The sequence below is a fragment of the Aureimonas pseudogalii genome, from assembly GCF_014196835.1.
Taxonomy (GTDB): domain Bacteria; phylum Pseudomonadota; class Alphaproteobacteria; order Rhizobiales; family Rhizobiaceae; genus Aureimonas; species Aureimonas pseudogalii.
Genome location: NZ_JACIEK010000002.1, coordinates 132,466 through 157,830, shown reverse-complemented (window position 1 = coordinate 157,830; position 25,365 = coordinate 132,466). Strand labels below are relative to the sequence as shown.

The window sequence follows — 25,365 nt, the reverse complement described above, 5'->3', positions numbered from 1 at the left end:
GGGGGCGGTTCGCCGCGCGACCCGGCGGCAGGCTCCGATGCCGCGTCCCCGGCGGGCCGCCCTTCGATCGCTGGGGAACGTTCCGAAGTTTTCGACAGTCGATCGCACCCGCATGCGAAGTGGACGGCAACCTCGCGATCGAATTTCGCGGCGACCAGATTGGTGCCGTTCTAAAGTATACTGGTTGAATCCAGTTTTACCGTGCGGTAGACGACAGGCCCGTGCCGACCTTTCCGGAGACCAACGTGATCCAGTCCTTGCGGCGCCTCGCGACCGCGACCCTCGCCATGTCCGCCCTCGGCCTCGGTCTCGCCGCGCCGAGCCTCGGGCACGCCGAACCCCGCACCTTCACCGACGTCATCGGCCGCGAGGTCACCGCCGACCTGCCCGCCAAGCGCGTCGTCCTCGGCTTCTACTTCGAGGACTACATGGCGATCGGCGGCGAAAAGGCCTTCGATCACGTGGTGGGCCTCTCGCGCGAGGCCTGGGTCGGCAAGGTTCCCGCCAACTGGGCCATGCATCTGGCGCACCGGCCCTCGCTGGCCGAGATCCCGGACGTCGGCGAGATCGACGCGCAGACCTTCTCGGTCGAGAAGGTGCTGGCGCTGCAGCCCGATCTCGTGGTCCTCGCCGACTGGCAGTACAAGGCGCTCGGCCTCGACGCGCAGCGCATCGAGACCGCCGGCATCCCCGTCGCCGTCGTCGACTACAACGCGCAGACCGTGGAGCGCCACGTCGCCTCGACGCATGTTCTCGGCGCGGTCACGGGCGAGGAAGCGCGGGCGGACGAGATCGCCGGTTTCTACGAAGGTGCGCTGAAGGACGTCGCCGACCGGATCGCGGCGAGCGGCCAGCCCAAGCCCAAAGTCTACATGGAGTTCGGCAACAAGGGGCCCTCGGAGCCCTCCTTCACCTACGGCAAGAACATGTGGGGCGCGATGGCGACCGCGGCCGGCGGCGACAACGTCGCCGCTCCCTTCGTGGAATGGTGGGGCGTCATCAATCCCGAGCAGGTTCTCGCCGCCCAGCCCGACGCGATCTTCATCTCGGGCCGCGAGAACAACGCCAACCCCACGGCCCTCGCGATGGGCCAGGGCGTCGGGTCGGATCAGGCGCACGAGACGCTGAAGGCCTTCGAGGGACGCCCCGGCTGGTCCGGGCTTCCCGCCATCCGCGACGGCCGGCTCTTCGGCGTCTATCAGGGCGCGTCCCGCACCCTGTCCGACTTCGCCATGGTCCAGTTCATCGCCAAGCAACTCTATCCCGCCGCCTTCGCCGACGTCGATCCGGTGGCGAACTATCTCGGCTACTACGCGAAATACCTGCCGGTGACGCCGCAGGGCACGTTCGCCATCGGCGTGCAGAAGTAAGGCGGGCCACGAACGCGGCGTCCCGCCCTCGGCCCGATGGACATGCCATGACATCCGCCACGCCCCATGCCGATGCGATCGCCAGCCACCGCCGCCGGGAGCGGCGGCGGTGGCGCGCCGTGGCGATCTTCGCGCTGATCACCGGCGCCAGCTTCGTTCTGGACGTGGCGACCGGCCCCTCGCTCCTGTCGCCGGGCGAGGTGCTGCGCTCGCTGACGCGCCTCGGCGAGCGCGCCGCGATGACCGACACGATCGTCTGGGATCTGCGCCTGCCGATGGCTCTGATGGCGATCAGCGTGGGCGCGGCGCTCGGCGCCGGCGGCGCGCAGATGCAGACCATTCTCGACAACCCGATGGCCAGTCCCTACACGCTCGGCATGGCCGCGGCCGCCGGCTTCGGCGCCGCGCTGGTCTTGGCGTTCGGCGGCTTCGGGCTCGACGCGATGATCGCCGTGCCGATCGGCGCCTTCGTCTTCGCCATGCTCGCGGCCCTCTTCCTCTTCGCGCTCGCCTCCATGCGGCGGATCCGCGGCGACACGATCATTCTCGGCGGCATCGCGCTGCTCTTCCTGTTCCAGTCGCTGCTGTCGCTCGTCCAGTTCCTGTCCTCGCCCGAGCTCTCGCAGCAGATCCTGTTCTGGCTCTTCGGCAGCCTGACCAAGGCGACGTGGCCGACCTTCTGGCTGACCACGGGCGTCACCGCCGTCTGCGGCCTGCTGCTCCTGCGCGACTCCTGGAAGCTCGCGGCGCTGCGCATGGGCGAGACGCGGGCGACGAGCCTCGGCGTCGACGTGCGGCGCCTGCGCATGAAGGTGCTGGTGATCGTCGCGGTCATGACGGCGACGGCCACGAGCTTCGTCGGGGTGATCGGCTTCGTCGGCCTCGTGGCGCCGCACATCGCGCGGATGAGCGTGGGCGAGGACCAGCGTTTCCTCCTGCCCTTGTCCATGCTCTGCGGTGCGCTGCTCCTGTCGGTCGCCTCGGTGCTGTCGAAGTCGCTCGTGCCCGGTGCCCTGTTCCCCGTCGGCATCGTCACGGCGATCGTCGGCGTGCCCTTTCTCCTCTGGCTGATCTTCGCACCGCGCAGGGTCGGACGATGATCCGGCTGGACGACGTCGCGGTGTCGCGGGGCGGGCAGCCGATCCTGCGAGGCGTGAACGCCACGCTCGAGCCCGGTCTCGTCCATGCGGTGATCGGCCCGAACGGCGCGGGCAAGACGACGCTGCTGCGCGCGCTCTTCGGCGATCTCCCCCTCTCGGCCGGCGGCATCGAGATGGCCGGACGGCGGATGGGCCCCGGGCGCCTCGGCTCTCCCTTTCGCAAGGCCTGGCGCGACGCGCTGGCCTACATGCCCCAGGACAGCAGCGCCGACCTCGCGATGACGGTTCTCGAGGTGGTGGTGCTCGGGCGCCTCGGCCGGCTGCAGTTCCATGTCGACGACGAGACGCTGCAGGCGGCGATGGCGCGCCTCGACGCCGCGGACATCGCCCATCTCGCCGATCGGGAAATCGGCTCGCTCAGCGGCGGCCAGCGCCAGATGGCGATGTTCGCGCAGGTTCTCATGCGCGATCCCCTGGCCCTGCTTCTCGACGAGCCGGTCAGCGCGCTCGACCTCAAGCATCAGATCGCGCTGCTCGACGTCGTGCGCGGCGAGACGCGCGCCACGGAGCGGGTGACGGTCGTGGTGCTGCACGATCTCAACCTCGCCTGCCGCTATGCCGACAATCTCCTGGTCGTCGCGGACGGAACGCTGCGCGCCTCCGGCCCGCCGCGAAGCCTCGTCACCCCCGACCTGATCGGCTCCGTCTACGGCGTCGAGGTCGAGGTGCTGCACGACAGCCGCGGCTCGCCCGTGGTGCAACCGATGGGGCGTGCCGCCGCATCGGCCGCTTCGAGAAGGCAGATGGCGGCACAATGATCCGCGCGTCCGGCATCGCCGAGCCGTTCGAGACGCGCCTGGGGCACGGCTCGCCGCCGCGCTGCCAACATATCGATCGCTATTGGCGCGGCCAGGGTGTCTATGGACGGATCATCAGCGCTCTTTCGTGGCGAGCTGGGACAGAGAGAGGCTTCGTGCTTTCGCCGGTTCACGGGAGCGGCACGGACATGGCTCGCTATTTCTTTCATACGCTGAACGGCAAGATGCTGGTGGACGACGTCGGCGTCGAGTTCGCCAGCATGGCCGAGGTTCGATCGGAAACCATCCGCGCGTCCGGCCAGATGCTCAGCCACGGCGTTCAGGGCTGGAAAGGCGATGCCTGGCAGATGATCGTGGCGGACGAGAGCGGCACCATCGTCTTCAGCGTCAGCTTTCGCACCGACCACCACGGCCTGAACGCCTAGAGCCTCAAGCGATGTCCGTGTCGGCGGGAGCGAACGGCGCGGTGCGCTCGAGATGCAGGTAGCTCGGATCGAAGCCGGAGAAGGCCTTCAGGCGATCGACGTCGGAGATGACGATCTGCCCGTTGCGAAGGGTGACGAGTTCGGACTCGCGCAGTTCCTTCAGGCTTCTGTTCACATGGACGTTCGAGAGGCCCATCGTGTCGCCGAGCTCCTCCTGGGTCAGGGGGAGTTCGAACGAGCCGTTCGACGTCAACCCCACGATGCCCATCCGAACGTGCATCTCGCAGAAGAGATGGGCGATCCGCTGCGGCGCGCTGCGCTGGCCGACATTGACCAGCCATTCGCGCTGGGTCGCCTCGTCGACGAGGCCGCAGAGCCAGATCGCGCGGGCGATCGCCGGCTGCCGCTCGAGGATTTCGAGGAGGGTGCCGGGGGAAATTCTCACCACCCGGCTCGGGCGCAAGGTCCGGATGCCGTGATCCATCCGCCTGAGAAGCGTGACGTGCACGTCGCAGAAATCCCCGGCGATCATGTAGGCGAGGATCTGCCGCCGGCCCTGGGTGGTGAGCTTGTAGCGGACCGCGAACCCTTCGAGGATCAGGTGGACGTCTTCGGGACTGTCGCCCTCGCTGATGAGATCCTGGTTCGCGTCGATGTCTCTGACGCGCCGCGACACGCCTTCCAACAACTCTCGTTCGTCAGCTTGAAGGGGCTGGAAGCTTTCAAGTCTGCGAATGAAAGCGTTCGGCACGTCGTTCCTACCCTCGCTTTCCGTATCCGCCGTTCGGCAGCTGCGAGCGACCCGGACGTCCGACCCCTCTGGCGTGTCGCATCCCGGCCGCTCGCGGACGGGCTCGTCCCTGCCTTATCAAAACAGGGCGGACGCGCTTTCACATTTGTCAAACGAATCGCGATGCGAAGGGCGGAAAACGCTTCGTCGCCTTCTCGAAACGGCGAACGGGCGATGCCGGCGGCATCAGGATCGCCCGTCCTTCAGGCCTTTCATCGCCGCGGCCAGTTGCAGGCCCGCCTCCAGGGCGACGGCGTCGATGAGTTTGATCAGCATGCGTTCGTTCGCGGCGACGGCCAGCGTGCGTGCCTCCAGCAGACGGTCGACGATCGAGGCATGAAGCGTGCTGAGCCCCGGGACCGCCTCGATGGTGAAACCCGTCATGTGCACCGGCGAGCCTTCGGCATCGTAGTAGCATCGCCCCTTCGAGCGGACCCAGCGCGTGCCGACACCCTCCTCGACGACGCGATAGACCTCCTCGAACGGCAGCTTGGAGCCGATCGCATGGCCGATGCTGAAGCGGATGCGCCTCATGTCGTCGACATGGATCAGCGACAGGAAATGATAGAGGGAGATGCCCTTGTTCACCTCTTCGTCGCTGATCGAGAACAGGGGGGCCAACGTCGTGCACATCACGATCGTGTCGGCCTCCACGTTCCAGTTCCACGCGCCGAGAATCTTCGTCGTTGCGATCTGGATGGAGGATGCATGGGGAGCGTCCAAGGGAGAACTCCTGCTCTGGCTCGAACACAGACTAGGACTGCTCTATCATTTGTTAAGGGATGCTAAGTAATTTTTAGCAGGAATCGAGAGCCGGCGCATCACCATCACGAGTCGGCGAGCATGGCCGCCGGGATCATGCCCTCCAAGGGCCGGCCGGGCCGCTCCCCGGATGCCGACGCAGGCTTGCGCCGCCGGCGGGCTCGCCGGTCCTGGTGGAGGCGCCGGGGGCGGCGAAGCGGGCGGTCAGGCGCTCGGGATTTCGAAGGCGATGCGCACCGCGCGCGAGACCGCGATCGGCAGCATCGTCATGTGCGTCTCGCCGGGATAGGTCTCGTAGACGACGCGGGCGTTGGCCAGCGCTCCCAGCCGCGCCGCCATCTCGCGCGTGCGATCGAGCGTGCGCGCCGTGCGGGCAGCCGCCAGGCGCGTCTCGGTGTCCTCGCGCCCATACTGGAAGGGTGCCAGCGTCTCACCCTCGAACTCGCCCGCCGAGAAGTGAACCACGACCTCGCGCTCCAATGGCCGGGCCGAGAAGCGCCGCTCGCTCTCGAGCAGCAGCCCGTCCTCCCAATAGATCGTCGGACTGGCGGCGACGAAGCGCGAGAAGGACCGGCAGCCCGAGAACAGCGCATGGAGCGCGAAGAGGCCGCCGAAGGAATGGCCGAACAGGGTCCGGCGGGCCGGATCGACCGGCGCGAGGGTATTGAGGAACGGCAGGGCCTCCTCTTCGATGAAGGCCAGGAACCGGTCGGCTCCGCCGGTGACGACGGGCAGGCCGCCCTGCGTGAAGGGCGGATAGGAGCGGCCGGGTGGCGGCGACAGGTCGAACGAGCGCCGCAGCGGATCGTAGGCGCCCTCAACCGGATAGCCGATCGCGGCGATCATTCCGGGCTCGACATTCGTGCCCATCGGATAGGCCGACTGGACGCGCAGCGCGTCCACCGCCGTGGCGATCATCGCGTTGCCGTCGGTGATCGCGAGCAGCGGCCAGCCTGCCGCCGGCGGCTCGCCCGGCGGCACATGGACGTGCAGCCGCCAGGGATCGGCACCCGCCGCCCCGAGATCATGCAGGCTCGTGTGCGGCAGGGTCGCCGCCTGCCCCGGGGCGCGTTCGTGGAACGGGTCCAATGTCTGTGTCCTTTCTGCCGCTATTGCTAGGGCATACCTACGATGCATTCCGAGGTGGCTTCGCCCTGCGACGACGCAACTCGTTGCTTTCAATCGACGATTTTCCGCGTCGTCCATTTCGCGGTGGAACGGGAATGCACCGGCGCATTCTTGACTCGTCTCGTCATGTTTTTCTACCGCTTCCGTCAGCCGGTGCCCGCCGTGCCCCGCAGAAGGATCGCCCGATGTCCCCGCCCCGCCTTGCCCGCACCCTCGCCGTCGCGCTTCTCTCCGGCTCCTGCCTGACGGCCGCGGGCCTGCCGGCGGCATGGGCCCAGAACACGGGAGCCCAGAACACGGGGGCGCAAGGCACGGGGGCGCAGGACACCGTGGTGCTCGACACGGTGACGGTGGAGGGCGGCGGGGGCACCGCGACGCCCGGCGAGGGCGAGGGCAGCGGCCTCGAGACGGACGGCTACGTCGCGAAGGCCGCGCGGGTCGGCACCAAGACCGACACGCCGCTGCAGAAGGTGCCGCAGTCGATCTCGGTGGTCTCCAGCCGGCAGCTGGAGGACCGCAAGGTCCAGACCCTCTCGGAGGCGCTCACCTACACGCCGGGCGTGCGCGTCGGCGCCTTCGGCTTCGACCCGCGCTTCGACAGCTTCTCCATCCGCGGCTTCGACGTGGTCTACAACGGCGTCTATCGCGACGGGCTGCGCGAGCTCACCGGCAACTTCTCGATCTTCAAGACCGAGCCCTACGGCCTGCAGGGCATCGCCGTGCTGAAGGGGCCGAGTTCGGTGCTCTACGGCGGCGGCTCGCCGGGCGGCATCGTCAACCTCACCTCGAAGCGCCCCACCGACGCGCCCTTCCGCGAGATCGAGACGCAGGTCGGCAACAACGGCCGCGTCCAGGCCCAGTTCGACGCCTCCGGCCCGCTGGCGGGCAACGACAACGTGCTCTACCGCATCACGGGCCTGGCGCGCGACGCCGACACCGACCTTCGCAGCGTGCCGGACGACCGCACCTTCATCGCGCCGGCGCTGACGCTGCGCTCCGACGACCGCAACACGCATCTGACGATCCTCGGCGAATATGCCGACATCACCACGGGCGGCAACGCCACCTATTTCAGCCGGAACGGCCGCCCGTCGAACCTGGAATCCAGCGATCCCGCCTTCGGCGACTTCGACCAGCAGCAGGGGCGCGTCGGCTACGAGTTCGAGCACCGCTTCGACGAGACGCTGACGATCCGCCAGAACCTGCGCTACGCCCATATCGACGCCGACGTGAAATACACCTCGATCGGTGCGATCTCGGCGGACGGCCTGACCGCGAGCCGCTCCACCGGCCGCATCGTCGACGACCTCGACTCGATCGCCGTCGACAACCAGGCCGAGCTGAAGTTCGACACCGGCGCGGTGGCGCACACGTTGCTCGGCGGGCTCGACTACAACCATGTCGACGTCGACGACAAGATCGGGCTCGGCTTCGCGCCGGACCTGAACCTCGTGACGCTGAACTACGGCCAGCAGTTCATCGCTTCGCCGGCGCTCGACTTCGTCGACACCACGACGCGCCAGAGCCAGACCGGCGTCTACCTGCAGGACCAGCTGGAATACGAGCGCTTCGTGCTGACGCTCGGCGGGCGCTACGACTGGCTCAGCCAGTCGGCCTTCAACACGCTCGCCGTCACGACGAGCGAGCAGGACGACCACAAGTTCTCGGGCCGGGCGGGCCTCTCCTATCTCTTCGACAACGGCCTCGCGCCCTATGTCAGCTACTCCACCTCGTTCGCCCCGGTGATCGGCAACAGCTTCAGCGGTGCGGCCTTCAGTCCGTCCGAAGGCGAGCAGGAGGAGATCGGCGTGAAGTACGCGCCGAGCGACGTGAACCTCTCGGTCAACGCCGCGCTCTTCCGCATCACGCAGACCAACGTCCTCGCCAGCGATCCCAACTACATCAACTTCCAGATCCAGCGCGGCGAGGTGGAGTCGCGCGGCTTCGAGCTGGAGGCGACCACGAGCCTGGCCGCCGGCCTCGACCTGACGGCGGCCTACACCTATCTCGACCTCGAGATCACCGAGGGCGACAACGCGGGCAACACGCCGTCGGGCATTCCCGCCCACCAGTTCTCGCTCTGGGGCGGCTACACCGTGCAGAGCGGCGCGGCGGACGGGCTTGGGCTCGGGGCGGGCCTGCGCTATCTCGGCACGAGCTGGGGCGACGACACCAACACGTTCCGCAACGATTCTCGCATCCTGATCGACGCCTCGCTCTCCTACGATTTCGGCAAGGCCAACGCGAAGCTCGAGGGCGTCAGCGCGCAGATCAACGCCAAGAACTTCTTCGACAAGCGCGCCGACAGCTGCCAGGGCGGCTTCTGCTACCGCGACGAGGGCCGAAACGTCATCGGCTCGCTGCGCTACCGGTTCTAGCCTCCCCCGCGTCGGTGCGGCCCCTTCGCGGCCGGGGCGCCCGCTAGCGCCCCGCCTTGGTGGCGGAGTGGAAGTCGGCGGGCTTGCCCGCCACCCATTTCACGAAGCGGGCCACCGTCTCGTTGTCGGTGAGCGGAATGCCCCCCTGTGCATGTCGCACGAGCTCGCTCGCCGTGAAGTTGGCGTCGATCGTCTCGCGGCAGATCGGATGCACGGCGACCGTGTCGCGCCCGCCCCGGCTCTTCGGAATGGGGTGGAAGCGATCCACCGTCTTGCCGAGCGGGCGCCCGCAGAGCCAGCAGGGCTCAGCCGGCGCGGCCCGCTCCGCCTCTTCGGTGACCCAGGGCTCGTCCCGGTTCTTGCGTGCCATGCCATGCCTTTCGTGCCGATCGGCGATCCCGCGGGGCCGCCGTCTCGCCGCGTGCCCTCTTCATGGGCGACTGATGGGTCGAACCCGCCCGGCCCGTCAAGCATGGCTTGCCCTCGTCCGCCCGCCGGGCGACGCCTCAGTGCGTCAGCGCGCGCACGTTGGCCGTGACGTCGCGAAGGCTCACCTCGCCTTTCGTCATCACCTGCGCCGCACTCTTCAGGCGGCTGCGCTCTTCCGGCGTCAGGTCGCGGGCCGAGAGCACGATCACCGGAATGTCGCCGCCGTCGGGGCGCGCCCGCAGCGCATGGAGGAAGGAGAAGCCGTCCATGACCGGCATGGTCAGGTCGAGAAGGATGACACGCGGCGGCGAGGCCGCGACGCGCTCCAGCGCCTCGCGCCCGTTGCCGGCCTCCGCCACCGTCCAGCCGTCGCGCTCCAGCGCATGGCGCACGCGCCCGCGCGCATCCGCGTCGTCGTCCACCACCAGCACGTCGCCGACCTCGCCGCGGAAGCGGTCCATCACCTGGCGGAAGCGGTCCCATTTCACCGGCTTGGCGACGTAGTCGGCGGCGCCGAGCGAGGAGGCAAGCGCCTGTTCGCTGACGAAGGTCACCATCACCACAGGAATTCCCGCCAGGTCCGGGTCGGCCTTCAGGCGCCCGAGCACCGTCCAGCCGTCCATGCCCGGCATCATCACGTCGAGGAGGATGGCGCGCGGGCGCATCTCCTTGGCGAGCGCCAGACCCGTGGCGCCGTCGGCGGCGGTCAGCGTCGCGAAGCCCTCGCGCGCCAGGAAGCGCGTCATCAGCTCGCGCTGCGCGGTGTCGTCGTCGATCACCAGCACCACGTGGCCCTCGCCCCCTTCGCCGAGCACGGGAACCTGCGCCTGCGCAAGGTCGTCGAGGATCGCGGCGGCCGGGTCCGGCGCGCTCGCGGGCAGCGTCAGCGTGAAGGTGCTGCCCTCGCCGGCGCGGCTCTCCACCGTCACGTCTCCGCCGAGCATGGCGCTGAAGGCACGGGTCAGCGACAGGCCGAGCCCGGTGCCGCCGAACTTGCGGGTGGTGGAGGCGTCGGCCTGGCTGAAGCGTTCGAACAGGCGTTCGAGCTGCTCGGGCGTCATGCCGATGCCGGTGTCGCGGATGGCGAAGACGAGCGTGTCGCCGCGGCGCGAGACGGCCAGCTCGATCTCGCCGTCCTGTGTGAACTTGGCGGCGTTGCTGAGGAGGTTGAGGAGGATCTGGCGCAGCTTGGTGACGTCGGACTGCATGGCGCCGGCGCCCGGCTCGACCCGCGTGGTCAGCCGGTTGCCCTTCTTCTCGGCCAGCCGCTGCGCGGTGGCCGCGACGTCGGCGACGATCTCGGCGACGTCGAAATCCTCGACATAGATGTCCATCTTGCCGCTCTCGACCTTCGACAGGTCGAGCACGTCGTTGATGAGGCCGAGAAGATGGCGGGCGTTGCTCTCGATCTTGCGGATGTCGCGCGCGAGGTCGGCGGCCGCCGCGCCCTCCTCGGCCTCCTCGATCAGCATCTCGGAATAGCCGATGATGGCCGAGAGCGGGGTGCGCAGCTCGTGGCTCATGTTGGCGAGGAACTGCGACTTGGCGACGTTGGCCTCTTCGGCCGCCTGCAGCGCGGCCTGGGCGGCGCGCTCGGCCAGGATCTGCGCCGTGGTCTCGCTGCACGCGCAGAAGAGGCCCACGACCTCGCCGCCCTCGTCGTAGACCGAGGTGTAGGAAAAGGCGAAATGCGCCTCGTCCAGCGCGCCGTTGCGCTCCACGAAGAGGGTGATGTCGTCGAAATGCACGGATTCGCCGGCAAAGACCTTGGCCACCAGCGGCTCGATCTCCCCCCAGATCTCGGCCCAGACCTCGCGGAAGGGCTGGCCGAGCGCGGCCGGATGCTTGCTCTGAAGGAGCGCGGCGTAGGCGTCGTTGTAGAGGAGCGTGCCCTCCTTCCCCCAGGTCACGTACATCGGCTGGCGCGAGGCGAGCATCAGCCCGACCAGCGTCTTGAGCGAGCGTTTCCAGGCGGCGGGGGGCCCGAGCGGCGTCTCGCTCCAGTCGAAGGAGCGGCAGCGGGCGGCCATCTCCCCCGTGCCGCCGAAGAAGCGGTTCGTCGTCATCGCGGATTCCACCTGAAGCTGGGCCGCGACGAAGCGTGCGGGCCTGAAGGCGGAACATAGGGGCCGCTGTGCCGCCAGAGAGGGGGGACGCGGGGGCGGCGCGTGAAAAAACCCTCGCCCCCTTCCGGACCGGCCGTCGCGGGGGCGAGGGCCGCACCTCGCGGACGATCAGCTCCGCGGGTTGAGGTTCTCGGGATCGTAGAGCGCCTTCGAGCCCACGGCCGCCACCTCCACCGGGTAGCGCTCGCCGAAATACTCGACCTCCAATGCGCGCCCGAGCACCGCATGATCGGCCGGCAGGTAGGCGAGCGCGATGTTGCGCCCGATCGAGGGGCCGTAGGCGATCGAGGTGGTGAAGGAGCGGCGCCCGAGTTCGTCCACCAGCGTCTCGCCGGTGGCGGGATCGAGCACCGGCAGGATGCCCACGGGATAGCGCGCGACGCCGGCGCGGTCGGTGTTGCCGGTCATCACGAGGGTGCAGAGCGTCGCCGGCTGCCTTTCACGGGCGCGGTATTCCAGGTGCCTGGCCTTGCCGCGGAAGTCGGCCTCCTTCACCTTCGGGCGCGCGAGATCGGCCTCGAAGAGATTGTATTCGGTGAGGAGGTCGGCGTTCTGCAGGCGCAGGCTCTTCTCCATGCGCCGCGAATTGGCATAGGTCTCGATGCCCACCGGCACCGCCCCGGTCGAGGCGAGCGCGTCCCACACCGCGAGCCCGTCGTCATAGGCGACGTGCAGCTCGAAGCCCTGCTCGCCGACATAGGAGATGCGGAAGGCCAAGACGTCGACGCCGGCGATGCGCACCGGCTTCAGCGCCGCGAAGGGGAAATTCGCGGCGTCTAGCGCGGCGGGATCCTCGACGATCCCCTGCAGCTTGGCGCGCGCGTTCGGGCCCCAGATGCCGACCGTGACGAGTTCGCTCGTGCGGTCGCGGATCGTCACGTCGAGGCCGCGCGCGCGCGCGGTCTCGGCGATGTAGTGGAAGTCGCGCGGCGCGGCGTCGGCGCCGTCCACCACGCGCAGGCGGTCGGCGAGGCGCAGCACGGTGAGGTCGGCGCGCACCATGCCTTCGTCGTCGAGGAAATGGGTGTAGATGCCCTTGTTCACGTTGGCATCCCCGCCGATGCGGGCGGCGCACAGCCATTCGAGCAGCGCGACGTGGTCGGGACCGGAGACCTCCAGCATGGCAAAATGCGAGAGGTTGATGATGCCGGCATCCTCGCTCATGGCGAGCTGCTCGGCGTTCGACACCCGCCAGAAGTGGCGCGCGTCCCACTCGTTGGTGCGCTCGGGGATGCGGTCGCCGTATTTCGCCAGCAGCGGCGCGTTGGCGGCGTAGCCGTGGGCGCGCTCCCAGCCGCCGAGTTCCATGAAGTGGCCGCCGAGCGCGACCTCGCGTTCGTGGAAGGGCGAGCGGCGCACGTCGCGCCCGAGCGAGAAGGGTTCGCGCGGGTGGACGGCGGGATTGTAGATCTTCTTCGCCGTCTCGGTGCAGCGCTCGTGGATCATCTCCTCGGTGAGCTGGTGCGGATAGAAGCGGGCGACGTCGATCGCGTGGTGGTCGATTTCGGTGCGCCCGTCCGTCATCCAGTCGGCGATGAGCTTGCCGTAGGCCGGCCCGTCCTTCACCCAGATGGCGACGCAGTACCAGAGGCCCCGCACGGTGCGGCTCTCGCCGCAGGAGGGCCCGCCGTCCGAGGTGACCTGCAAGAGGCCGTTGAAGGAATGGCTCTCGTTGTAGCCGAGCTCGCCGAGGATCGGCGTCAGCTCGATGGCGCGCTCCAGCGGCTCGAGGATCTGCTCCATGTCGAGGTCGCGCTGCGAGGGCGAGAGCCGCGCCTCGCGCTTCGACAGGATGTCGCGGGGGTGGCAGAGACGCGGGTTCGTCTCCTCGTAATAGCCCCACTCGATCTGCCCGCCCTCGGCGGTGGTGGGGTCGCCGGTGTCGCGCATGTAGGCGGAGTTGCCCTGGTCGCGCATCAGCGGATAGCCGATCTCTTTGCCGGTGCCCGCGAACTCCTCGTAGGGCCCGAAGAAGGTCAGCGGGTGGTCCACCGGCATGACCGGCAGGTCCTCGCCCGCCATCTCGGCGATGAGCCGGCCCCAGATGCCCGCGCAGACCACGACGTGCTCGGCGCGGATCGTGCCGCGCGGCGTCACGACGCCCGCGATCCGCCCATTCTCGATGACGAGCGACTGCGCCGGCGTGTTGGCGAAGACCTTGAGCTTGCCCGCGGCCTCGGCCCGGTCGACCAGCTTGCCGGCCACCGTCTGCGAGCGCGGGATGACGAGCCCGGCGTCGGGATCCCAGAGGCCGCCCTGCACCTGGGCTTCCTCGATGAGGGGAAACTTCTCCTTGATCTCGGCGGGCTCGATCAGGCGCACGCGCGTGCCGAAGGCCTTGCCCGAGGAGACCTTGCGGCGGATCTCGTCCATCCGCGCGTCGTCGCCGACGCGCGCGACCTCCAGGCCGCCGACGCGGGCGTAATGGCCCATCTTCTCGAAGAAATCGATCGAGTAGAGCGTCGTCCAGCACGACAGGAAGTCGTGGCTGGTCGTGTAGCAGAAGTCGGAGGCATGCGCCGTGGAGCCGACGTCGGTCGGAATGCCGGAGGCGTCGATGCCGACGATGTCGTCCCAGCCGCGCTCGACCAGATGATGGGCAACGGAGGCGCCGACGATGCCGCCGAGCCCGATGATGACGACCTTCGCTTGCTTCGGAAACTCCGCCACGTCTGCCCTCGCTGCTGGTTGCTGGGGCTTATCCTATCGTCGCGAAGGCGCCCCGTGCTGTTCCCTTTGCGACATGGGCGAGTGGCGGCGCGACCAAATCGTCGCAGAGCTCGTCTCGTTGCCGTTGCCGGCGAGGCGGCCGGGCCCGGCCGCCCGGCGCCTCACAGCGCGGGGATGAGCCCGCCCTCCTCGAGCGCGTTCCAGAGTTCGGGCGGAATGGTCTGCTCGAACCAGGCGACGTTCTGCGTCACCTGCGCCGCGTTCTTCGCCCCGATCACCACGTTGGTGGCAGCGGGGTGGCGCAGCGGATACTGGATGGCGGCCGCCGCCAGCGGCACCTCGAAGGCCCGGCACGCCGCCTCCAGCCGCTCCACCCGCGCGACGATCTCGGCCGGCGCGTCGACGTAGTTGAACTTCTTGCGACCCGACGAGGAGGCGAGGATGCCGGAGTTGAAGACGCCGCCGATCACCAGATCCACCTCGCGCGCCAGGGCCTTCGGCAGGAACGTCTTCGCCGCGTCGTCGTCGAGCAGCGTGTAGCGCCCGGCGAGGAGACAGACGTCGAGATCGGTCTCCTCCATCGCGTCGGAGATCACCTGCCATTCGTTGACGCCGAGCCCGAACCCCGCGATCAGCCCGGCCGCCTTCAGTTCCTCCAGCGCCCGGAAGCCGCCGCCCGTCGTCAGCGCGCCCCAATGCTGGTCGTGCAGCGCGCCATGCGTGACGCGGCCGATGTCGTGGACGAAGAGGATGTCGAGCTTGGAGATCCCCGTGCGCTGGCGCGAGTCGTCGACCGAGCGCATCACGCCGTCGTAGGAATAGTCGAAGACCTCGCGGAACGAGAGGCCGTTGTTCCAGCCGGAATCGAACTCGTTCTTCGGCGGCTCGGGCGGCAGGGTGCGGCCCGGGCGCTCGAAGCTCATGAGGCGCCCGACCTTGGTCGAGACGGCGAAGGAGGACGGGTCCTCCTCGCGCAGCAACTCGCCCGTCAGGTGCTCGCAGCGCCCGAGCCCGTACATCGGCGCGGTGTCGAAATGGCGGATGCCGGCGTCCCAGGCGGCGCGCATGGCGGCGCGCGCGTCCTCGATCGCCACGGGCGTGTAGAGCCCGCCGAGCGGCGCGGTGCCCATGCCGAGCAGCGTCAGGTCGATCGCCGCGCGCTTCAGCCGGCGGGTGTCGGATGCCTTCATGATCGTCCGTCTTTCGATTCGATGGGCGTGCCCGCCCTCGTCGCAAGGGTGCCTGAGCGCACTGTGCACGCCGACGCCGCGCCGTCCAGCGGGCGCGGCAAGCCGACCGGCGCGGCGCGAACGGCCGCTGCCGGCGCCGGGGGACCGCGGGCTGCTGGAGGAACTGCGGCCGCGGCGGCCGCCTCCCCGATCTCGCGCCGACCTGTCTCCGAACGACCCGCCTCTCGTCAGCGACCCGGCGCCGGGATCGCGCCCGGTGGCAGCGGCTGGCTGCGCCGCGCCGCAGCCGGCTCGGTCCGCCGGGCCGGCAGCGCCATCGGCGCGGAAGCCGGCGCTGCGGCGGCGGCGCGAACGGGCGCGGCGCTTGGCGTGCGGGGTGCGGCGGCGGCGGGCGGGACGGGTCGCTCCACCCGGTCGGCGGTGACCCAGCCCGTGAGAATGCCCGACTCGATCCGCCGCCAGTCGCCCTTGCGGTCGGTGATGCGCCAGGCCCGGCCGGGCTCCAGCACCGTCCAGACCGGCGCGGCCGCCGATGGCACCGTGCGCAGCGGCAGCCCCCCGGATGCGGCGGCCGGCGCGGGAACGGGGGTGGCGGTGCGCCGGGCGTCCGAGCGTGTCTCCACCGCCATGGGGGACCGCGCGGGCCCGGCCGGGCGCGGAGCGGGCAGCGCCGCGGGAACGACGAGCGGCGCGGGAACGCCGCGGGCCGCCTCGCGCGCCAACTCCGGCCGGGACCGGGGCACGCCGCCCGAGGCGACGGCCCTCGGCACGTCGGCCTGCGTGCCGCGCGGCGGCGCGGCGTCGGGCGTCCGCGACCTGGATGGCTGCACCGAGCGGCTCTCGGGCGCCGCGGCCGCGCGCGAACGCGGGCCGGCGCGCTCGTCCGGCGCGCGCCAGAGCGCCTCCAGCCGGGCCGGCGCCGCGATCACGGCGTCGCGGTGGTCGAAGCCGATCCAGCCGAGCGCCGCGCAGCCGGCGAGCCACCACGTCCAGCCGACGCCGCCGCCGGTGCGACCGGCCGCGCCGGCGGCGCGGCCGGTCTTCTTCTTCGGTGCCGTCCGGCGCGGCTTTCGCTGGGTCATGGCGGCGGCCCTCCAGGCGCGAATCGTGGTCAACCGATCCTGACGCGAGAAGGTGCACAAGCGATAAAGAGAGATCCCGGGCCACGGGCGTTCAGGTGTCGAAATTTTGGCCGCCGGGCCCTCGGGCGGTGGGGTCTCGCAGGCGCGCCGCCGCAATGCCGACGCTGCGCGTCGCCGGGAGGGCCCAGCACCGCGTTTCACGTGTGACGGTCCGGTCCGATGCGTCCCGCCGCAGGCGACGGCGCGGGAGAACGCCTGATCCCGCTGGCGCAGCGCCCGGTGCCGAGGATGCGCCGGCCTCAGTCCACCTTCGGCGGATAGCGATGACGCCCGCCGTTCGGGTCTTCCACCTGCCAGCCCTCGCCCTCACTCGCCAGATAGCCCGGCCCCACCGGCACCTTGCCATGGCCGCCGGGAATGTCGAGCACGTAGGTCGGCTGGGCCAGGCCGGAGAGACGGCCGCGCAGCACGCGCATCAGCGCCTGACCCTCGTCGATCGTGGTGCGCAGGTGCGCGGTGCCGGGGGCGAGATCCCCCTGGTGCAGGTAGTAGGGCTTGACCCGGTTCTCGACGAAGGCCCGCATCAGCGCCTCCAAGGACGCCGCGTCGTCGTTGATCCCGGCGAGCAGCACGCTCTGGCTGACCATGGGAATGCCGGCATCCACCAGCCGCGCCACCGCCGCGCGCGCGGCGGGGGTGAACTCGCTCGCGTGGTTGGCATGGAGAGCCACGAACACCGCCCTGCCGAAGCGCTTCAGGGCTTCCACCAGCGCGGCGTCGACGCGCGCCGGCTCCACCACGGGCACGCGCGTGTGGAGGCGCAGCACCCGCACGTGGTCGATCGCCCCCAGCGCCTCGGCGATGGCGCCGAGACGCCGCGGCGAGAGCACGAACGGATCGCCCCCGGTGACCACCACCTCCCAGATGCGCTCGTCGCCGCGGATATAGTCGAGCGCCGCCGTGAGCTCGGCGTCGGTCAGGCTGCCCGCGCCCCCCGGCCCCACCACCTCGCGGCGAAAGCAGAAGCGGCAGTAGACGGGGCAGACATGCAGCGGCTTCAGAAGCACGCGGTCGGGGTAGCGGTGGACGATGCCCACCACCGGCGCATGCGCCTCGTCGCCGATCGGGTCGGCGAGATCGCCGGGCGCGGCCAGAAGCTCCTCCTCGCGCGGCAGGAACTGGCGGCCGATCGCGTCGTCGGGATGCTCGATGAGCGCCGCCATGTCGGCGGTCACCGAAACGGCGTACCGCTCGGCGACACGCTCCAGGGCGGCGCGGCTCGTCGGCGAGACCAGCCCGGCCTGCGCCAGCGCCGCGACGCTGCGCAGGGGCGCCCCGGCCTTCGGGCTCGCCGGCGGGCTCATCGCCCGGCCTCCGCCACCGGCGTCCAGATCACGTCCTCGACCCGCTCGGCGCCGACGCAGAGCATCGCCAGCCGGTCGAAGCCGAGCGCGATGCCGCTCGCCTCGGGCATGGCGCCGAGCGCTTTGAGAAAATCCTCGTCCAGCGGATAGCGCTCGCCGTAGACGCGGTCCTTCTCGTCCATCTCGGCGGCGAAGCGCCGGCGCTGCTCGGCGGCGTCCGTCAGCTCGCCGAAGGCGTTGGCAAGTTCCACGCCGCAAGCATAGAGCTCGAAGCGCTCGGCGACGCGCGGGTCGGCGGCGCTCGGGCGGGCCAGCGCGGCCTCCGCGATCGGATAGTCGTGGAGGATCGTGGCGCGCCCGAGCCCGAGCCGCGGCTCCACCCGCTCGGTCATCACGCGGGCGAAGAGGTCGCTCCAGGTGTCGTCGTCGGCAAGCCGCATGCCGCAGGCGCGCACGCCGGCCGCCAGCGCGGCACGGTCGGTGGCGCCGCCCGGCTCCAGCGTCGCGAGGAGATCGATGCCGGCGAAGCGCCGGAAAGCTTGCGCGACCGCGAGGCGCTCGGGCTCGGCGAAGGGATCGGCCTCGCGCCCGCGAAACCGGAAGCGCGTGGCGCCGGCTTCGCTTGCGGCGAGCGCCAGCAGCGCCGCGCAGTCCGCCATCAGCGCCTCGTAGGGCTCGCCCGCGCGGTACCATTCGAGCATCGTGAACTCGGGATGGTGCAGCGCCGTGCGCTCGCCGTTGCGATAGACGGGCGCGAAGGTGACCAGCCGCCGCTCGCCGGCCGCCAGCAGCTTCTTGCAGGCGAATTCCGGCGAGGTGTGGAGATAGAGCGCCTGCCGCTCGCCACCGAGCGTCCACCCCTGCGTCCCGAAGGCGTGGAGATGGGCCTCGTTGCCGGGCGAGACCTGCAGCGCGGCGGTCTCCACCTCGACGAAGCCGCGCGCGGCGAAGAAGCCGCGGAACGCCGCCTTGATGCGGTTGCGCGCGAGAAGCCGCGGCCGGCGGTCGGCATGGACGGCGGGCGTCCACCAGGGCGAGGCGTCGGTCATGTCGTCAGGGCTCGCGGCGCAAGGAGGACGGGCGGGATCGGCAGGGGCGGGCGGGAGAGCGACGCGGCGGGTGGATCGAGGCCGAGGCGCCGCGCGGCGCCGTCGCCAGGGTATCCGAACCGAAAATCCATTCCCGTTTTCCGGCCGATGCTGTAGGCCCCGTCCGAGGGCCGTCGCGGCCACCCGCCCATCCATGCCATCTGATTAGGAATTCGCCCGTGAAGGTGATCGCCAGTTCGCTCCGCAAAGGCAACGTCGTGGAACGGGAGGACGGCAAGCTCTACGTCATCCTCTTCGCCGAGAACATCCATCCTGGCAAGGGCACGCCGGTGACGCAGCTCGACATGCGCCGCATCGCCGACGGCGTGAAGGTGTCGGAGCGCTACCGCACCACCGAGCAGGTGGAGCGCGCCTTCGTGGAGGAGCGCGAGCACACGTTCCTCTACAATGACGGCGACGGCTACCACTTCATGAACCCCGAGTCGTTCGACCAGGTGGCGGTGCCCGAGAGCATCGTCGGCGACCAGGCGCCCTATCTCATCGAGAACATGCCGGTGCAGGTCGCCCTCTACAACGGCCTCGCCATCTCGATCGAGCTGCCGCAGCGCGTCACCTTCGAGGTGGTCGAGACCGAGCCGACCACGAAGGGCCAGACCGCCTCCTCCTCCTACAAGCCGGCGGTGCTCTCCAACGGCGTGCGCACGCTCGTTCCCCCGCACATCGCGGTCGGCACCCGCGTCGTGGTGATGACGGCGGACGGCTCCTACGTCGAGCGCGCCAAGGACTGAGCGGCGGCGGGGCTCAGCCCCCCTTCCCCGCTCCCGACAAATTTCCGGGGCCCCGCGCTGGACCCCGGCACCGTCTCGCGCGTTTCGGTCGTCCAACAACGGAGATGCCCGATGGCCGACCGCACGCTGCACGACCTCTCGAAGACGATGGCGGACATCGACTTCGCCATGCTCTCGACCCGCACCGAGGGCGGCGACATCGCGTCCCGGCCGATGTCGAACAACGGCGACGTCGAATATGACGGCGACTCGTTCTTCTTCTCCTACGGCAACGCCCGCACGATCTCCGACATCGAGCGCGACCCGAAGGTCGGCCTCTCCTTCGCCGGCCGCAAGGGCATCGTCGGACAGCGCCCGTTCTTCATCTCCGTGGAAGGCCGGGCCGAGCTGATCCGCGACAAGGCCGCCTTCGCCGAGCACTGGACCAAGGATCTCGACTACTGGTTCAAGGACGGCATCGACACGCCCGGCATCGTCCTCATCAAGGTCCACGCCTCGCGCGTGCACTGGTGGGACGGCGAGGACGAGGGCGAGATCAAGGTCTAAGGCCGCAAAGGCTCGCCGTGGCGCGGGAGCCTGCGATACTCGTGGGGAACCGAGCTCGGTCGCCCGGTTCCAAAGAGATCGCCGAAGGGCGGTGAGACGGACGACGGTGCCGCTCTTCGGCGCCGTCGCCCTCACGGTCCTTCGACGCGCGACACCTTCGGAGCCGTTCCCGCACGCTCGCAACGACTCCCGAATGCGATCTTAGCGGATCGCTAACCATGACGGCGCATTCTCGACCGGCTCCCTCCCGAGCCCGACCGGTCGAGTTTTCAGCGCACGCCATGACCCCGAGCCACGACATCCCGACATCTCCGCGCAAAGCCCGACGCCCGAAGGCCCGCAAGCGCACGGCCCGCTCCGCGATCCAACTGCGTGGTGCCGCCTGTTCGATGGCGCTTCTCGCTGCGATGGTGGCCGGCGCGTCGCCGACCGACGTCGAGCCCACCCGCTCGGCGCTCATGGCTCGGTCGGCATCGTCGATCGCTCTCGACGCGGCGTCCAATGGACGCTCGCCTCGCCTCCCCCACTCCCCGGCGCAGGCCGTGCTTCCGCCGCAAGGGGCCGCGCCCATGCTTGACGCCGCCCCGCCGCCTCGGGCCGACGCGCACCTCGTCCTCGCGATGACCACCCTGTCGATGCGCCACGCGGCCACCGCGGCAATCGCGACCCATCGGCTCGACAGGCCCGATGCCGCGATCGCCGCGCGTTTCGCCTCGATCTCGGGCACGCCGGTCGCCGATTTCGTCGTGGCGGATGCGCGGGATCGGCCATCGCCGGTTCAAGCAGACATTTCGGCCGCATCGGCGGCGGAAGGCACCGACGCGACACGTGCCAGTGTCGCAGGCGAGGTCGAGATGGCCCTGCTGAGCGTGCCGCTTCCGACGCGTCGTCCGGTCATGGCCCCCCTCGCTCCGGCGGCGCCCCAACCCGTCGCCCCGCGCCGAACCGCAGAGGCTCCGCCGGCCGAGCCGCGCGCCGTTCCGCTTCTGGCCTATGCGCGGCCCGATGCGGGAAGCTTGTCGATGCCGGACATCGAGCTCGCGCCCACGCCCGGCACGCAGAACCCGAGATTGGAGCGGGGCACGGCGATCTACGACATCTCGGCCGCGGCCGTCTATCTGCCGAACGGGGAGCGCCTGGAGGCCCATTCGGGGTTGGGCGCGATGCGCGACGACGTTCGCTTCGTGCGCGAGAAGATGCGCGGACCGACGCCGCCGCACATCTACGACCTCACCTTGCGCGAGAGCCTGTTCCACGGCGTCCAGGCGCTGCGGCTCAACCCGGTGGGCGGCCAGCGCAACGTCCACAACCGCGTCGGCCTGCTCGCCCACACCTACATGCTCGGGCCACGGGGCGACTCCAATGGCTGCGTCTCGATCAAGGACTACAAGCGGTTCCTCGCCGCGTATCGGCGCGGCGAGATCCGGCGACTCAAGGTGGTCGACAAGCTCGATGCGGCGAGCACGCCGAAATCCTCGCTGCTGGCCCGCTTCTTCCGCACCTGAAGGGCACCCCGAGGACGCCAAACCCATCGCGATGGAACGGCGATCTCCGAAAGGCGATCGGCGCCGCGGAAGCCCCGGCCCTCAGTGCCCGACGCTCAGGGCCTCCTCCGGCTCGGCCGCGGCCGCCGGCTTGGCTGCCGCGGCATGCGCCACGCGCGGCACCAGAAGCGTCAGCGCCAGCGTGGCGCAGGCGATGGCGAAGACGCCCCAGAAGGTGAGATGCAAGGAGGCCTCCAGCGCCCCGCGCGCGAGCGCGTCGGCAGCGAGCGACCCGGCACCATCGAGCAGCGTGCGGATGCGCTCGAAATCCACCGCGCCGCCGGCCGCGTTCGCGAGCCCGACGTTGAACACCGCGCCGAGCGCCGCCGCGCCGAGTGTGCTCCCGAGATTGCGCGCGAAGATGTTGGACGAGGTCGCCGCGCCGCGCTCGCTCCAGCCGACGCTCCCCTGCACGATGACGATCGCGGACGTCGACAGGAAGCCCATGCCAAGGCCCATCACGGCCGAACCGACGGCAGCGAGGACCGGCGAGGAGCCAGCGCCCAGCACCACGAAGGCGGTGGCGCCGATCGGCAGCATGGCGGCGCCGAAGAGCATGGTCGGCTTCAGCCCGAAGCGGCCGAAATTCTTCGCCGCAACCGTCGCCCCGATCGGCCAGCCCAGCACCATCGCGGTGAGCGTGAAACCGGCGATGAGCGCCGACTGGCCGAGCACGCCTTGCACGTACATCGGCAGGAAGGTGGTGAGGCCGATCACCGACATGCCCGAGAGCAGCGTCGCGGCGTTCACCGTCAGCAGCGTGCGCCGCGCCCAGAGCTTGAGGTCCATCATCGGATCGCGCGCCCGGCTCTCGCGCCAGAAGAAGGCCGCGCCGCTGACGAGGCACAGCGCGAAGGCCGCGAGAACCGTGCCCCCGCCGGCGCTGCCGAACTCGGTCAGCGCCACCATCAGCGCGGCCACCGCCACCGTGAAGAGCGCCGCGCCCGCGAAATCCAGCGAGCGCTCGCGTGGCGCCACCTCCTCGCGCAGGAAGCGCAGAAAGAAGACCGCGGCGAGAAGCCCGATCGGCAGGTTCATCCAGAAGATCCAGGACCAGGAGAGATCCTCGATGATCAGCCCACCCGCGAAGGGACCGACCACCGACGAGATGCCCCAGACGCTGGCGAGATAGCCCTGGATCTTGCCACGCTCCTCCACCGTGTAGAGATCGCCGATCACGGTGAGGCCGACCGGCTGGATGGCGCCCGCACCGATGCCCTGCATCAGGCGGAAGAGGATGAGCGAGGGCATCGACCAGGCGAAGCCGCAGAGGACCGAGCCGACGAGGAACACCGCGATGCCCGCCAGCAGAACGGGCTTGCGGCCGAACGTGTCGGCGAGCTTGCCGAAGATCACCGTGGTGGCGGTCTGCGCCAGGAGGAAGGACGAGAACACCCAGGAATAGAGATGGAGGTCGCCGAGCTGGCCGGCGATCTGCGGCATGGCGGTGGAGACGATCGTCGCCTCGATCGCGATCATCGCCATCGAGGCCATCACGGCCGCGAGGATCAGCGGACGGCGCGTGGCGGCGGGTCGGGTCGGGAGATGGGACATGGAAAGCCGATCGGATGGAGTCGCGGACGGTCCCGTCGTCCGGCGGGAGGACACAACCGGTAAGGAAGGCTGATGAACCGGATCCCTACACCCGCGCACCGCCCTCCGCCAGCGCAAGATGGGACGCAGCGACCGGGCGGCGAGGCCGGGGCGGCATCGGCGGCCCTCGTCTCGTCGAAATCGTTTCCCCGCCGGTGCAAATCCGCTAAGCGGGCACGGGATGCGTCGCCGCACCGCAACTCGTCGCCATCTGCCACCTGCCTTGGGTCACCCGCCTCGGGCCACCCGGAGTTTTCCATGACGATCCGCGTCCACAAGGGCGATCTGCCCGATCTCGCCCGCTACACCGGCTCGGTCGCCATCGACACCGAGACGCTGGGGCTCGACACGCGGCGCGACCGGCTCTGCGTGGTGCAGCTTTCGCCCGGCGACGGCACCGCCGACATCGTGCAGATCGCCAAGGGGCAGCGCGCCGCGCCGAACCTGCAGGCGCTGCTGGCCGACCGCTCGAAGACCAAGATCTTCCACTACGCGCGCTTCGACATCGCCGCACTCTTCCATGCCTTCGGCACGATGACCGACGGCATCTTCTGCACCAAGATCGCCTCGCGGCTGGTGCGCACCTACACCGACCGGCACGGGCTGAAGGATCTCGCCAAGGAGCTGATCGGCGTCGACCTCTCCAAGCAGCAGCAGTCCTCGGACTGGGCGGCGGAGACGCTGACCCCGGCGCAGCTCGATTATGCCGCCTCCGACGTCCTCTATCTCCACGACATGATGGGCGTGCTTCTGAAGCGCCTGGAGCGCGAGGAGCGCCTGGATCTCGCCCGCGCCTCGTTCGACTACCTTCCCACGCGCGCCAAGCTCGATCTCCTCGGCTGGGACGAGGAGGACATCTTCTCCCATTCCGTGGCGCGCTGAGCCTTCGCCGGGCCGCTCGCGCAATCACCCGTTCGTGTCGCAGGATCACGCGAACGGGTCGGGATATCGCCGGTCGGGTGGCCCGTTCGCAACGTTTCATTCACATCTTCTTCGACTTGTCTTCAATTGGAGCGAATCCTCGAACGCTCCCTCCATGCCTCCCGGGCCATTCTTCCCGTGGGTCGCGGCGATGATCGCGCGACGTCCGACATCGAGGGGATGAAGGCATGAGCATCGAAGACCGTCACGAGATCGCCGAGCGCGCCTTCGTCCACCACGAGGAGCGCTCGTTCCGCGACCGCGCGCGAGCCGACCGCGACGTCGGCCTCTGGGCCGCCGGCCATCTCGGCCTCGGCGGCGAGGCGGCGCAAGCCTACGCCACGGGCATCATGAATGCCGGCGTCGCCAGCCGCGACGGGCGCGGCGGCTTCGACCGGGCGGTGGCCGATCTCCGCGCGACGCCGGTGAATGTCGAGATGGTGCGCACGCGCTATGCGATGGCGATGGCCTCGACGCCGGGTGCGCTCTTCGCAACCTACGAGGTCGGCGCCGCCGCGCCGCACTGAGGGCCGGCGAGCCGACGCGCTCCATCCGGGGGGGCGGGAGTGCGTCGCGCGCTATTCGAAGATCGGCACCTGCGGCGCGGCCTCGCGCGGCAGCACGCCGCGAAGTCGCGGGTCGTCGGCGATCTCGATCTCCTGCGCGATCGCCGCGAAGCCGGTGCGGCGGTAGAAATCCAGCGCCTTCGGGTGATCCAGCGTGTTGGTGTGGAGCCACAGGCGCCCGACGCCGCGATCGAAGGCGGTGCGCACGGCGTGGTTCATCAGCCGGCGCGCGGCACCCGTGCCCTGCAGGGCCGCCGCGACGCCGAAATACTTGATCTCGCAGACGCCGGCTTCGCTGAAATCCATTTCGAGCAGGCCGAGATCCTCGCCCGCCACCCGGTAGGCGAAGAGCGCGGTGGTCTCGCGCGCCAGAAGCGCGCCGAGCTCGGCCTCGTCCATGTAGAGGCGCGAGAACCAGAGATGGTCGGCGCCGACCCGGCGGTAGAGCGCCAGATAGGCTGGGGGCAAGACCGCACCGAGATCCACCACCGCGCCGGGAAGCCCTTGCGGCTCCGGGCGCAGCGCGGGCCGTGTGCGCATCTCGAGCGTCGTGGCGATCGCCGAGACCTTGCCGCGGGGAATGGCGGTGAAACGGGGAAGTTCATCCATGGGACATCCGGCGGGCCGCGCTCGTTGAAGGCGCTGCCTTCGCATGCGCGCCGCGCTGCCGCAAGCGCGCCTTCGTCTCCCGCCTTGTCCGACGGGAACCCGGCGCGCTCCCGGCGG

Annotated in this window: 22 protein-coding genes; 10 read left to right on the top strand and 12 right to left on the bottom strand. The window is 70.0% G+C overall.

What is annotated here, in order from left to right; all coding sequences use genetic code 11:
* Positions 1-221: 221 nt before the first annotated feature.
* From GGR04_RS07295 to GGR04_RS07280, 4 genes are read left to right on the top strand one after another with little or no spacing between them, the layout of a single operon-like run.
* Entirely contained in the window at positions 222-1,370 is a 1,149-nt protein-coding gene (locus tag GGR04_RS07295; RefSeq protein WP_376769831.1) for an ABC transporter substrate-binding protein, read from the top strand.
* Between the two features lie 47 nt (positions 1,371-1,417).
* Positions 1,418-2,470: a FecCD family ABC transporter permease gene (locus tag GGR04_RS07290; RefSeq protein WP_183199192.1), complete on the top strand. Its 1,053-nt coding sequence runs from the start codon at positions 1,418-1,420 to the stop codon at positions 2,468-2,470.
* Positions 2,467-3,288 (top strand): ABC transporter ATP-binding protein, encoded by an 822-nt coding sequence (locus GGR04_RS07285; RefSeq protein WP_183199191.1) that lies wholly within the window; start codon positions 2,467-2,469, stop codon positions 3,286-3,288. Before GGR04_RS07290 ends, GGR04_RS07285 begins: the two co-directional genes overlap by 4 nt.
* Complete coding sequence (locus GGR04_RS07280; protein ID WP_183199190.1) at positions 3,285-3,713, top strand: DUF6894 family protein; 429 nt, start codon at positions 3,285-3,287, stop codon at positions 3,711-3,713. The genes GGR04_RS07285 and GGR04_RS07280 overlap by 4 nt, the downstream gene beginning before the upstream one ends.
* Positions 3,714-3,717: 4 nt before the next feature.
* On the opposite strand, the gene GGR04_RS07275 is transcribed toward GGR04_RS07280, so the two are convergent.
* The 3 genes from GGR04_RS07275 to GGR04_RS07265 form a co-directional block, all read right to left on the bottom strand.
* Positions 3,718-4,389 (bottom strand): Crp/Fnr family transcriptional regulator, encoded by a 672-nt coding sequence (locus GGR04_RS07275; protein ID WP_312857425.1) that lies wholly within the window; start codon positions 4,387-4,389, stop codon positions 3,718-3,720.
* A 300-nt stretch (positions 4,390-4,689) separates the two neighbouring features.
* Entirely contained in the window at positions 4,690-5,226 is a 537-nt protein-coding gene (locus tag GGR04_RS07270; protein ID WP_183199188.1) for a PAS domain-containing protein, read from the bottom strand.
* A 243-nt stretch (positions 5,227-5,469) separates the two neighbouring features.
* Positions 5,470-6,354, bottom strand: a complete 885-nt coding sequence (locus GGR04_RS07265) for an alpha/beta hydrolase (RefSeq protein WP_246392916.1) — start codon at positions 6,352-6,354, stop codon at positions 5,470-5,472.
* A 224-nt stretch (positions 6,355-6,578) separates the two neighbouring features.
* Here GGR04_RS07265 and GGR04_RS07260 point away from each other — a divergent pair, with 224 nt between their 5' ends.
* Positions 6,579-8,771, top strand: a complete 2,193-nt coding sequence (locus tag GGR04_RS07260; RefSeq protein ID WP_183199186.1) for a TonB-dependent siderophore receptor — start codon at positions 6,579-6,581, stop codon at positions 8,769-8,771.
* Positions 8,772-8,814: 43 nt separating this feature from the next.
* Here the strand turns inward: GGR04_RS07260 and GGR04_RS07255 are convergent, their stop codons facing one another.
* From GGR04_RS07255 to epmA, 7 genes are all read right to left on the bottom strand, one after another.
* A complete protein-coding gene (locus tag GGR04_RS07255; protein WP_183199185.1) occupies positions 8,815-9,141 on the bottom strand; it encodes a hypothetical protein in 327 nt (108 codons plus the stop codon).
* A gap of 136 nt (positions 9,142-9,277) precedes the next feature.
* Positions 9,278-11,266, bottom strand: a complete 1,989-nt coding sequence (locus tag GGR04_RS07250) for a response regulator (protein ID WP_183199184.1) — start codon at positions 11,264-11,266, stop codon at positions 9,278-9,280.
* Between the two features lie 168 nt (positions 11,267-11,434).
* Positions 11,435-13,996, bottom strand: a complete 2,562-nt coding sequence (locus GGR04_RS07245; RefSeq protein WP_183199183.1) for a GcvT family protein — start codon at positions 13,994-13,996, stop codon at positions 11,435-11,437.
* Between the two features lie 161 nt (positions 13,997-14,157).
* Positions 14,158-15,186 (bottom strand): aldo/keto reductase, encoded by a 1,029-nt coding sequence (locus GGR04_RS07240; RefSeq protein ID WP_183199182.1) that lies wholly within the window; start codon positions 15,184-15,186, stop codon positions 14,158-14,160.
* A gap of 227 nt (positions 15,187-15,413) precedes the next feature.
* Complete coding sequence (locus GGR04_RS07235; RefSeq protein ID WP_183199181.1) at positions 15,414-16,268, bottom strand: SH3 domain-containing protein; 855 nt, start codon at positions 16,266-16,268, stop codon at positions 15,414-15,416.
* Between the two features lie 299 nt (positions 16,269-16,567).
* Positions 16,568-17,632, bottom strand: a complete 1,065-nt coding sequence (locus GGR04_RS07230; protein WP_183199180.1) for a lysine-2,3-aminomutase-like protein — start codon at positions 17,630-17,632, stop codon at positions 16,568-16,570.
* Positions 17,629-18,681: an EF-P lysine aminoacylase EpmA gene (gene epmA / locus GGR04_RS07225; protein ID WP_183199179.1), complete on the bottom strand. Its 1,053-nt coding sequence runs from the start codon at positions 18,679-18,681 to the stop codon at positions 17,629-17,631. The genes GGR04_RS07230 and epmA overlap by 4 nt, the downstream gene beginning before the upstream one ends.
* A 218-nt stretch (positions 18,682-18,899) precedes the next feature.
* Here epmA and efp point away from each other — a divergent pair, with 218 nt between their 5' ends.
* The 3 genes from efp to GGR04_RS24405 all read left to right on the top strand — a co-directional run bounded on the left by efp (position 18,900) and on the right by GGR04_RS24405 (position 21,520).
* The gene (gene efp, locus GGR04_RS07220; protein ID WP_183199178.1) at positions 18,900-19,469 is read left to right on the top strand and encodes an elongation factor P; all 570 of its coding nucleotides are present in this window, start codon (positions 18,900-18,902) and stop codon (positions 19,467-19,469) included.
* A 111-nt stretch (positions 19,470-19,580) separates the two neighbouring features.
* Positions 19,581-20,015 (top strand): pyridoxamine 5'-phosphate oxidase family protein, encoded by a 435-nt coding sequence (locus tag GGR04_RS07215; RefSeq protein ID WP_183199177.1) that lies wholly within the window; start codon positions 19,581-19,583, stop codon positions 20,013-20,015.
* Positions 20,016-20,584: 569 nt separating this feature from the next.
* Positions 20,585-21,520 carry a DUF2778 domain-containing protein gene (locus GGR04_RS24405; RefSeq protein ID WP_312857419.1) on the top strand — a complete coding sequence of 312 codons (936 nt, stop codon included), beginning with the start codon at positions 20,585-20,587 and terminating at the stop codon, positions 21,518-21,520.
* 81 nt (positions 21,521-21,601) lie between these two features.
* Here GGR04_RS24405 and GGR04_RS07205 read toward each other — a convergent pair whose 3' ends face one another.
* Complete coding sequence (locus tag GGR04_RS07205) at positions 21,602-23,113, bottom strand: MDR family MFS transporter (RefSeq protein WP_183199175.1); 1,512 nt, start codon at positions 23,111-23,113, stop codon at positions 21,602-21,604.
* A 297-nt stretch (positions 23,114-23,410) separates the two neighbouring features.
* Between GGR04_RS07205 and GGR04_RS07200 the strand changes: the two genes are divergently transcribed.
* Together GGR04_RS07200 and GGR04_RS07195 are read left to right on the top strand one after the other, a co-directional pair.
* Entirely contained in the window at positions 23,411-24,034 is a 624-nt protein-coding gene (locus tag GGR04_RS07200) for a ribonuclease D (protein WP_183199174.1), read from the top strand.
* Between the two features lie 227 nt (positions 24,035-24,261).
* The gene (locus tag GGR04_RS07195; RefSeq protein WP_183199173.1) at positions 24,262-24,600 is read left to right on the top strand and encodes an ATPase inhibitor subunit zeta; all 339 of its coding nucleotides are present in this window, start codon (positions 24,262-24,264) and stop codon (positions 24,598-24,600) included.
* Between the two features lie 51 nt (positions 24,601-24,651).
* On the opposite strand, the gene GGR04_RS07190 is transcribed toward GGR04_RS07195, so the two are convergent.
* Positions 24,652-25,248, bottom strand: a complete 597-nt coding sequence (locus GGR04_RS07190) for a GNAT family N-acetyltransferase (protein WP_183199172.1) — start codon at positions 25,246-25,248, stop codon at positions 24,652-24,654.
* Positions 25,249-25,365 lie beyond the last annotated feature (117 nt).

What these genes read in the sequence shown, in the direction of transcription:
- GGR04_RS07195 (WP_183199173.1), top strand. Translation starts at nt 24,262, where the DNA reads ATGAGCATCGAAGACCGTCACGAGATCGCCGAGCGCGCCTTCGTCCAC.
- GGR04_RS24405 (WP_312857419.1), top strand. Translation starts at nt 20,585, where the DNA reads ATGCTTGACGCCGCCCCGCCGCCTCGGGCCGACGCGCACCTCGTCCTC.
- GGR04_RS07285 (WP_183199191.1), top strand. Translation starts at nt 2,467, where the DNA reads ATGATCCGGCTGGACGACGTCGCGGTGTCGCGGGGCGGGCAGCCGATC.
- GGR04_RS07200 (WP_183199174.1), top strand. Translation starts at nt 23,411, where the DNA reads ATGACGATCCGCGTCCACAAGGGCGATCTGCCCGATCTCGCCCGCTAC.
- GGR04_RS07255 (WP_183199185.1), bottom strand. Translation starts at nt 9,141, where the DNA reads ATGGCACGCAAGAACCGGGACGAGCCCTGGGTCACCGAAGAGGCGGAG.
- GGR04_RS07235 (WP_183199181.1), bottom strand. Translation starts at nt 16,268, where the DNA reads ATGACCCAGCGAAAGCCGCGCCGGACGGCACCGAAGAAGAAGACCGGC.
- GGR04_RS07215 (WP_183199177.1), top strand. Translation starts at nt 19,581, where the DNA reads ATGGCCGACCGCACGCTGCACGACCTCTCGAAGACGATGGCGGACATC.
- GGR04_RS07260 (WP_183199186.1), top strand. Translation starts at nt 6,579, where the DNA reads ATGTCCCCGCCCCGCCTTGCCCGCACCCTCGCCGTCGCGCTTCTCTCC.
- GGR04_RS07290 (WP_183199192.1), top strand. Translation starts at nt 1,418, where the DNA reads ATGACATCCGCCACGCCCCATGCCGATGCGATCGCCAGCCACCGCCGC.
- GGR04_RS07230 (WP_183199180.1), bottom strand. Translation starts at nt 17,632, where the DNA reads ATGAGCCCGCCGGCGAGCCCGAAGGCCGGGGCGCCCCTGCGCAGCGTC.
- GGR04_RS07250 (WP_183199184.1), bottom strand. Translation starts at nt 11,266, where the DNA reads ATGACGACGAACCGCTTCTTCGGCGGCACGGGGGAGATGGCCGCCCGC.
- epmA (WP_183199179.1), bottom strand. Translation starts at nt 18,681, where the DNA reads ATGACCGACGCCTCGCCCTGGTGGACGCCCGCCGTCCATGCCGACCGC.
- GGR04_RS07280 (WP_183199190.1), top strand. Translation starts at nt 3,285, where the DNA reads ATGATCCGCGCGTCCGGCATCGCCGAGCCGTTCGAGACGCGCCTGGGG.
- GGR04_RS07190 (WP_183199172.1), bottom strand. Translation starts at nt 25,248, where the DNA reads ATGGATGAACTTCCCCGTTTCACCGCCATTCCCCGCGGCAAGGTCTCG.
- GGR04_RS07240 (WP_183199182.1), bottom strand. Translation starts at nt 15,186, where the DNA reads ATGAAGGCATCCGACACCCGCCGGCTGAAGCGCGCGGCGATCGACCTG.
- GGR04_RS07205 (WP_183199175.1), bottom strand. Translation starts at nt 23,113, where the DNA reads ATGTCCCATCTCCCGACCCGACCCGCCGCCACGCGCCGTCCGCTGATC.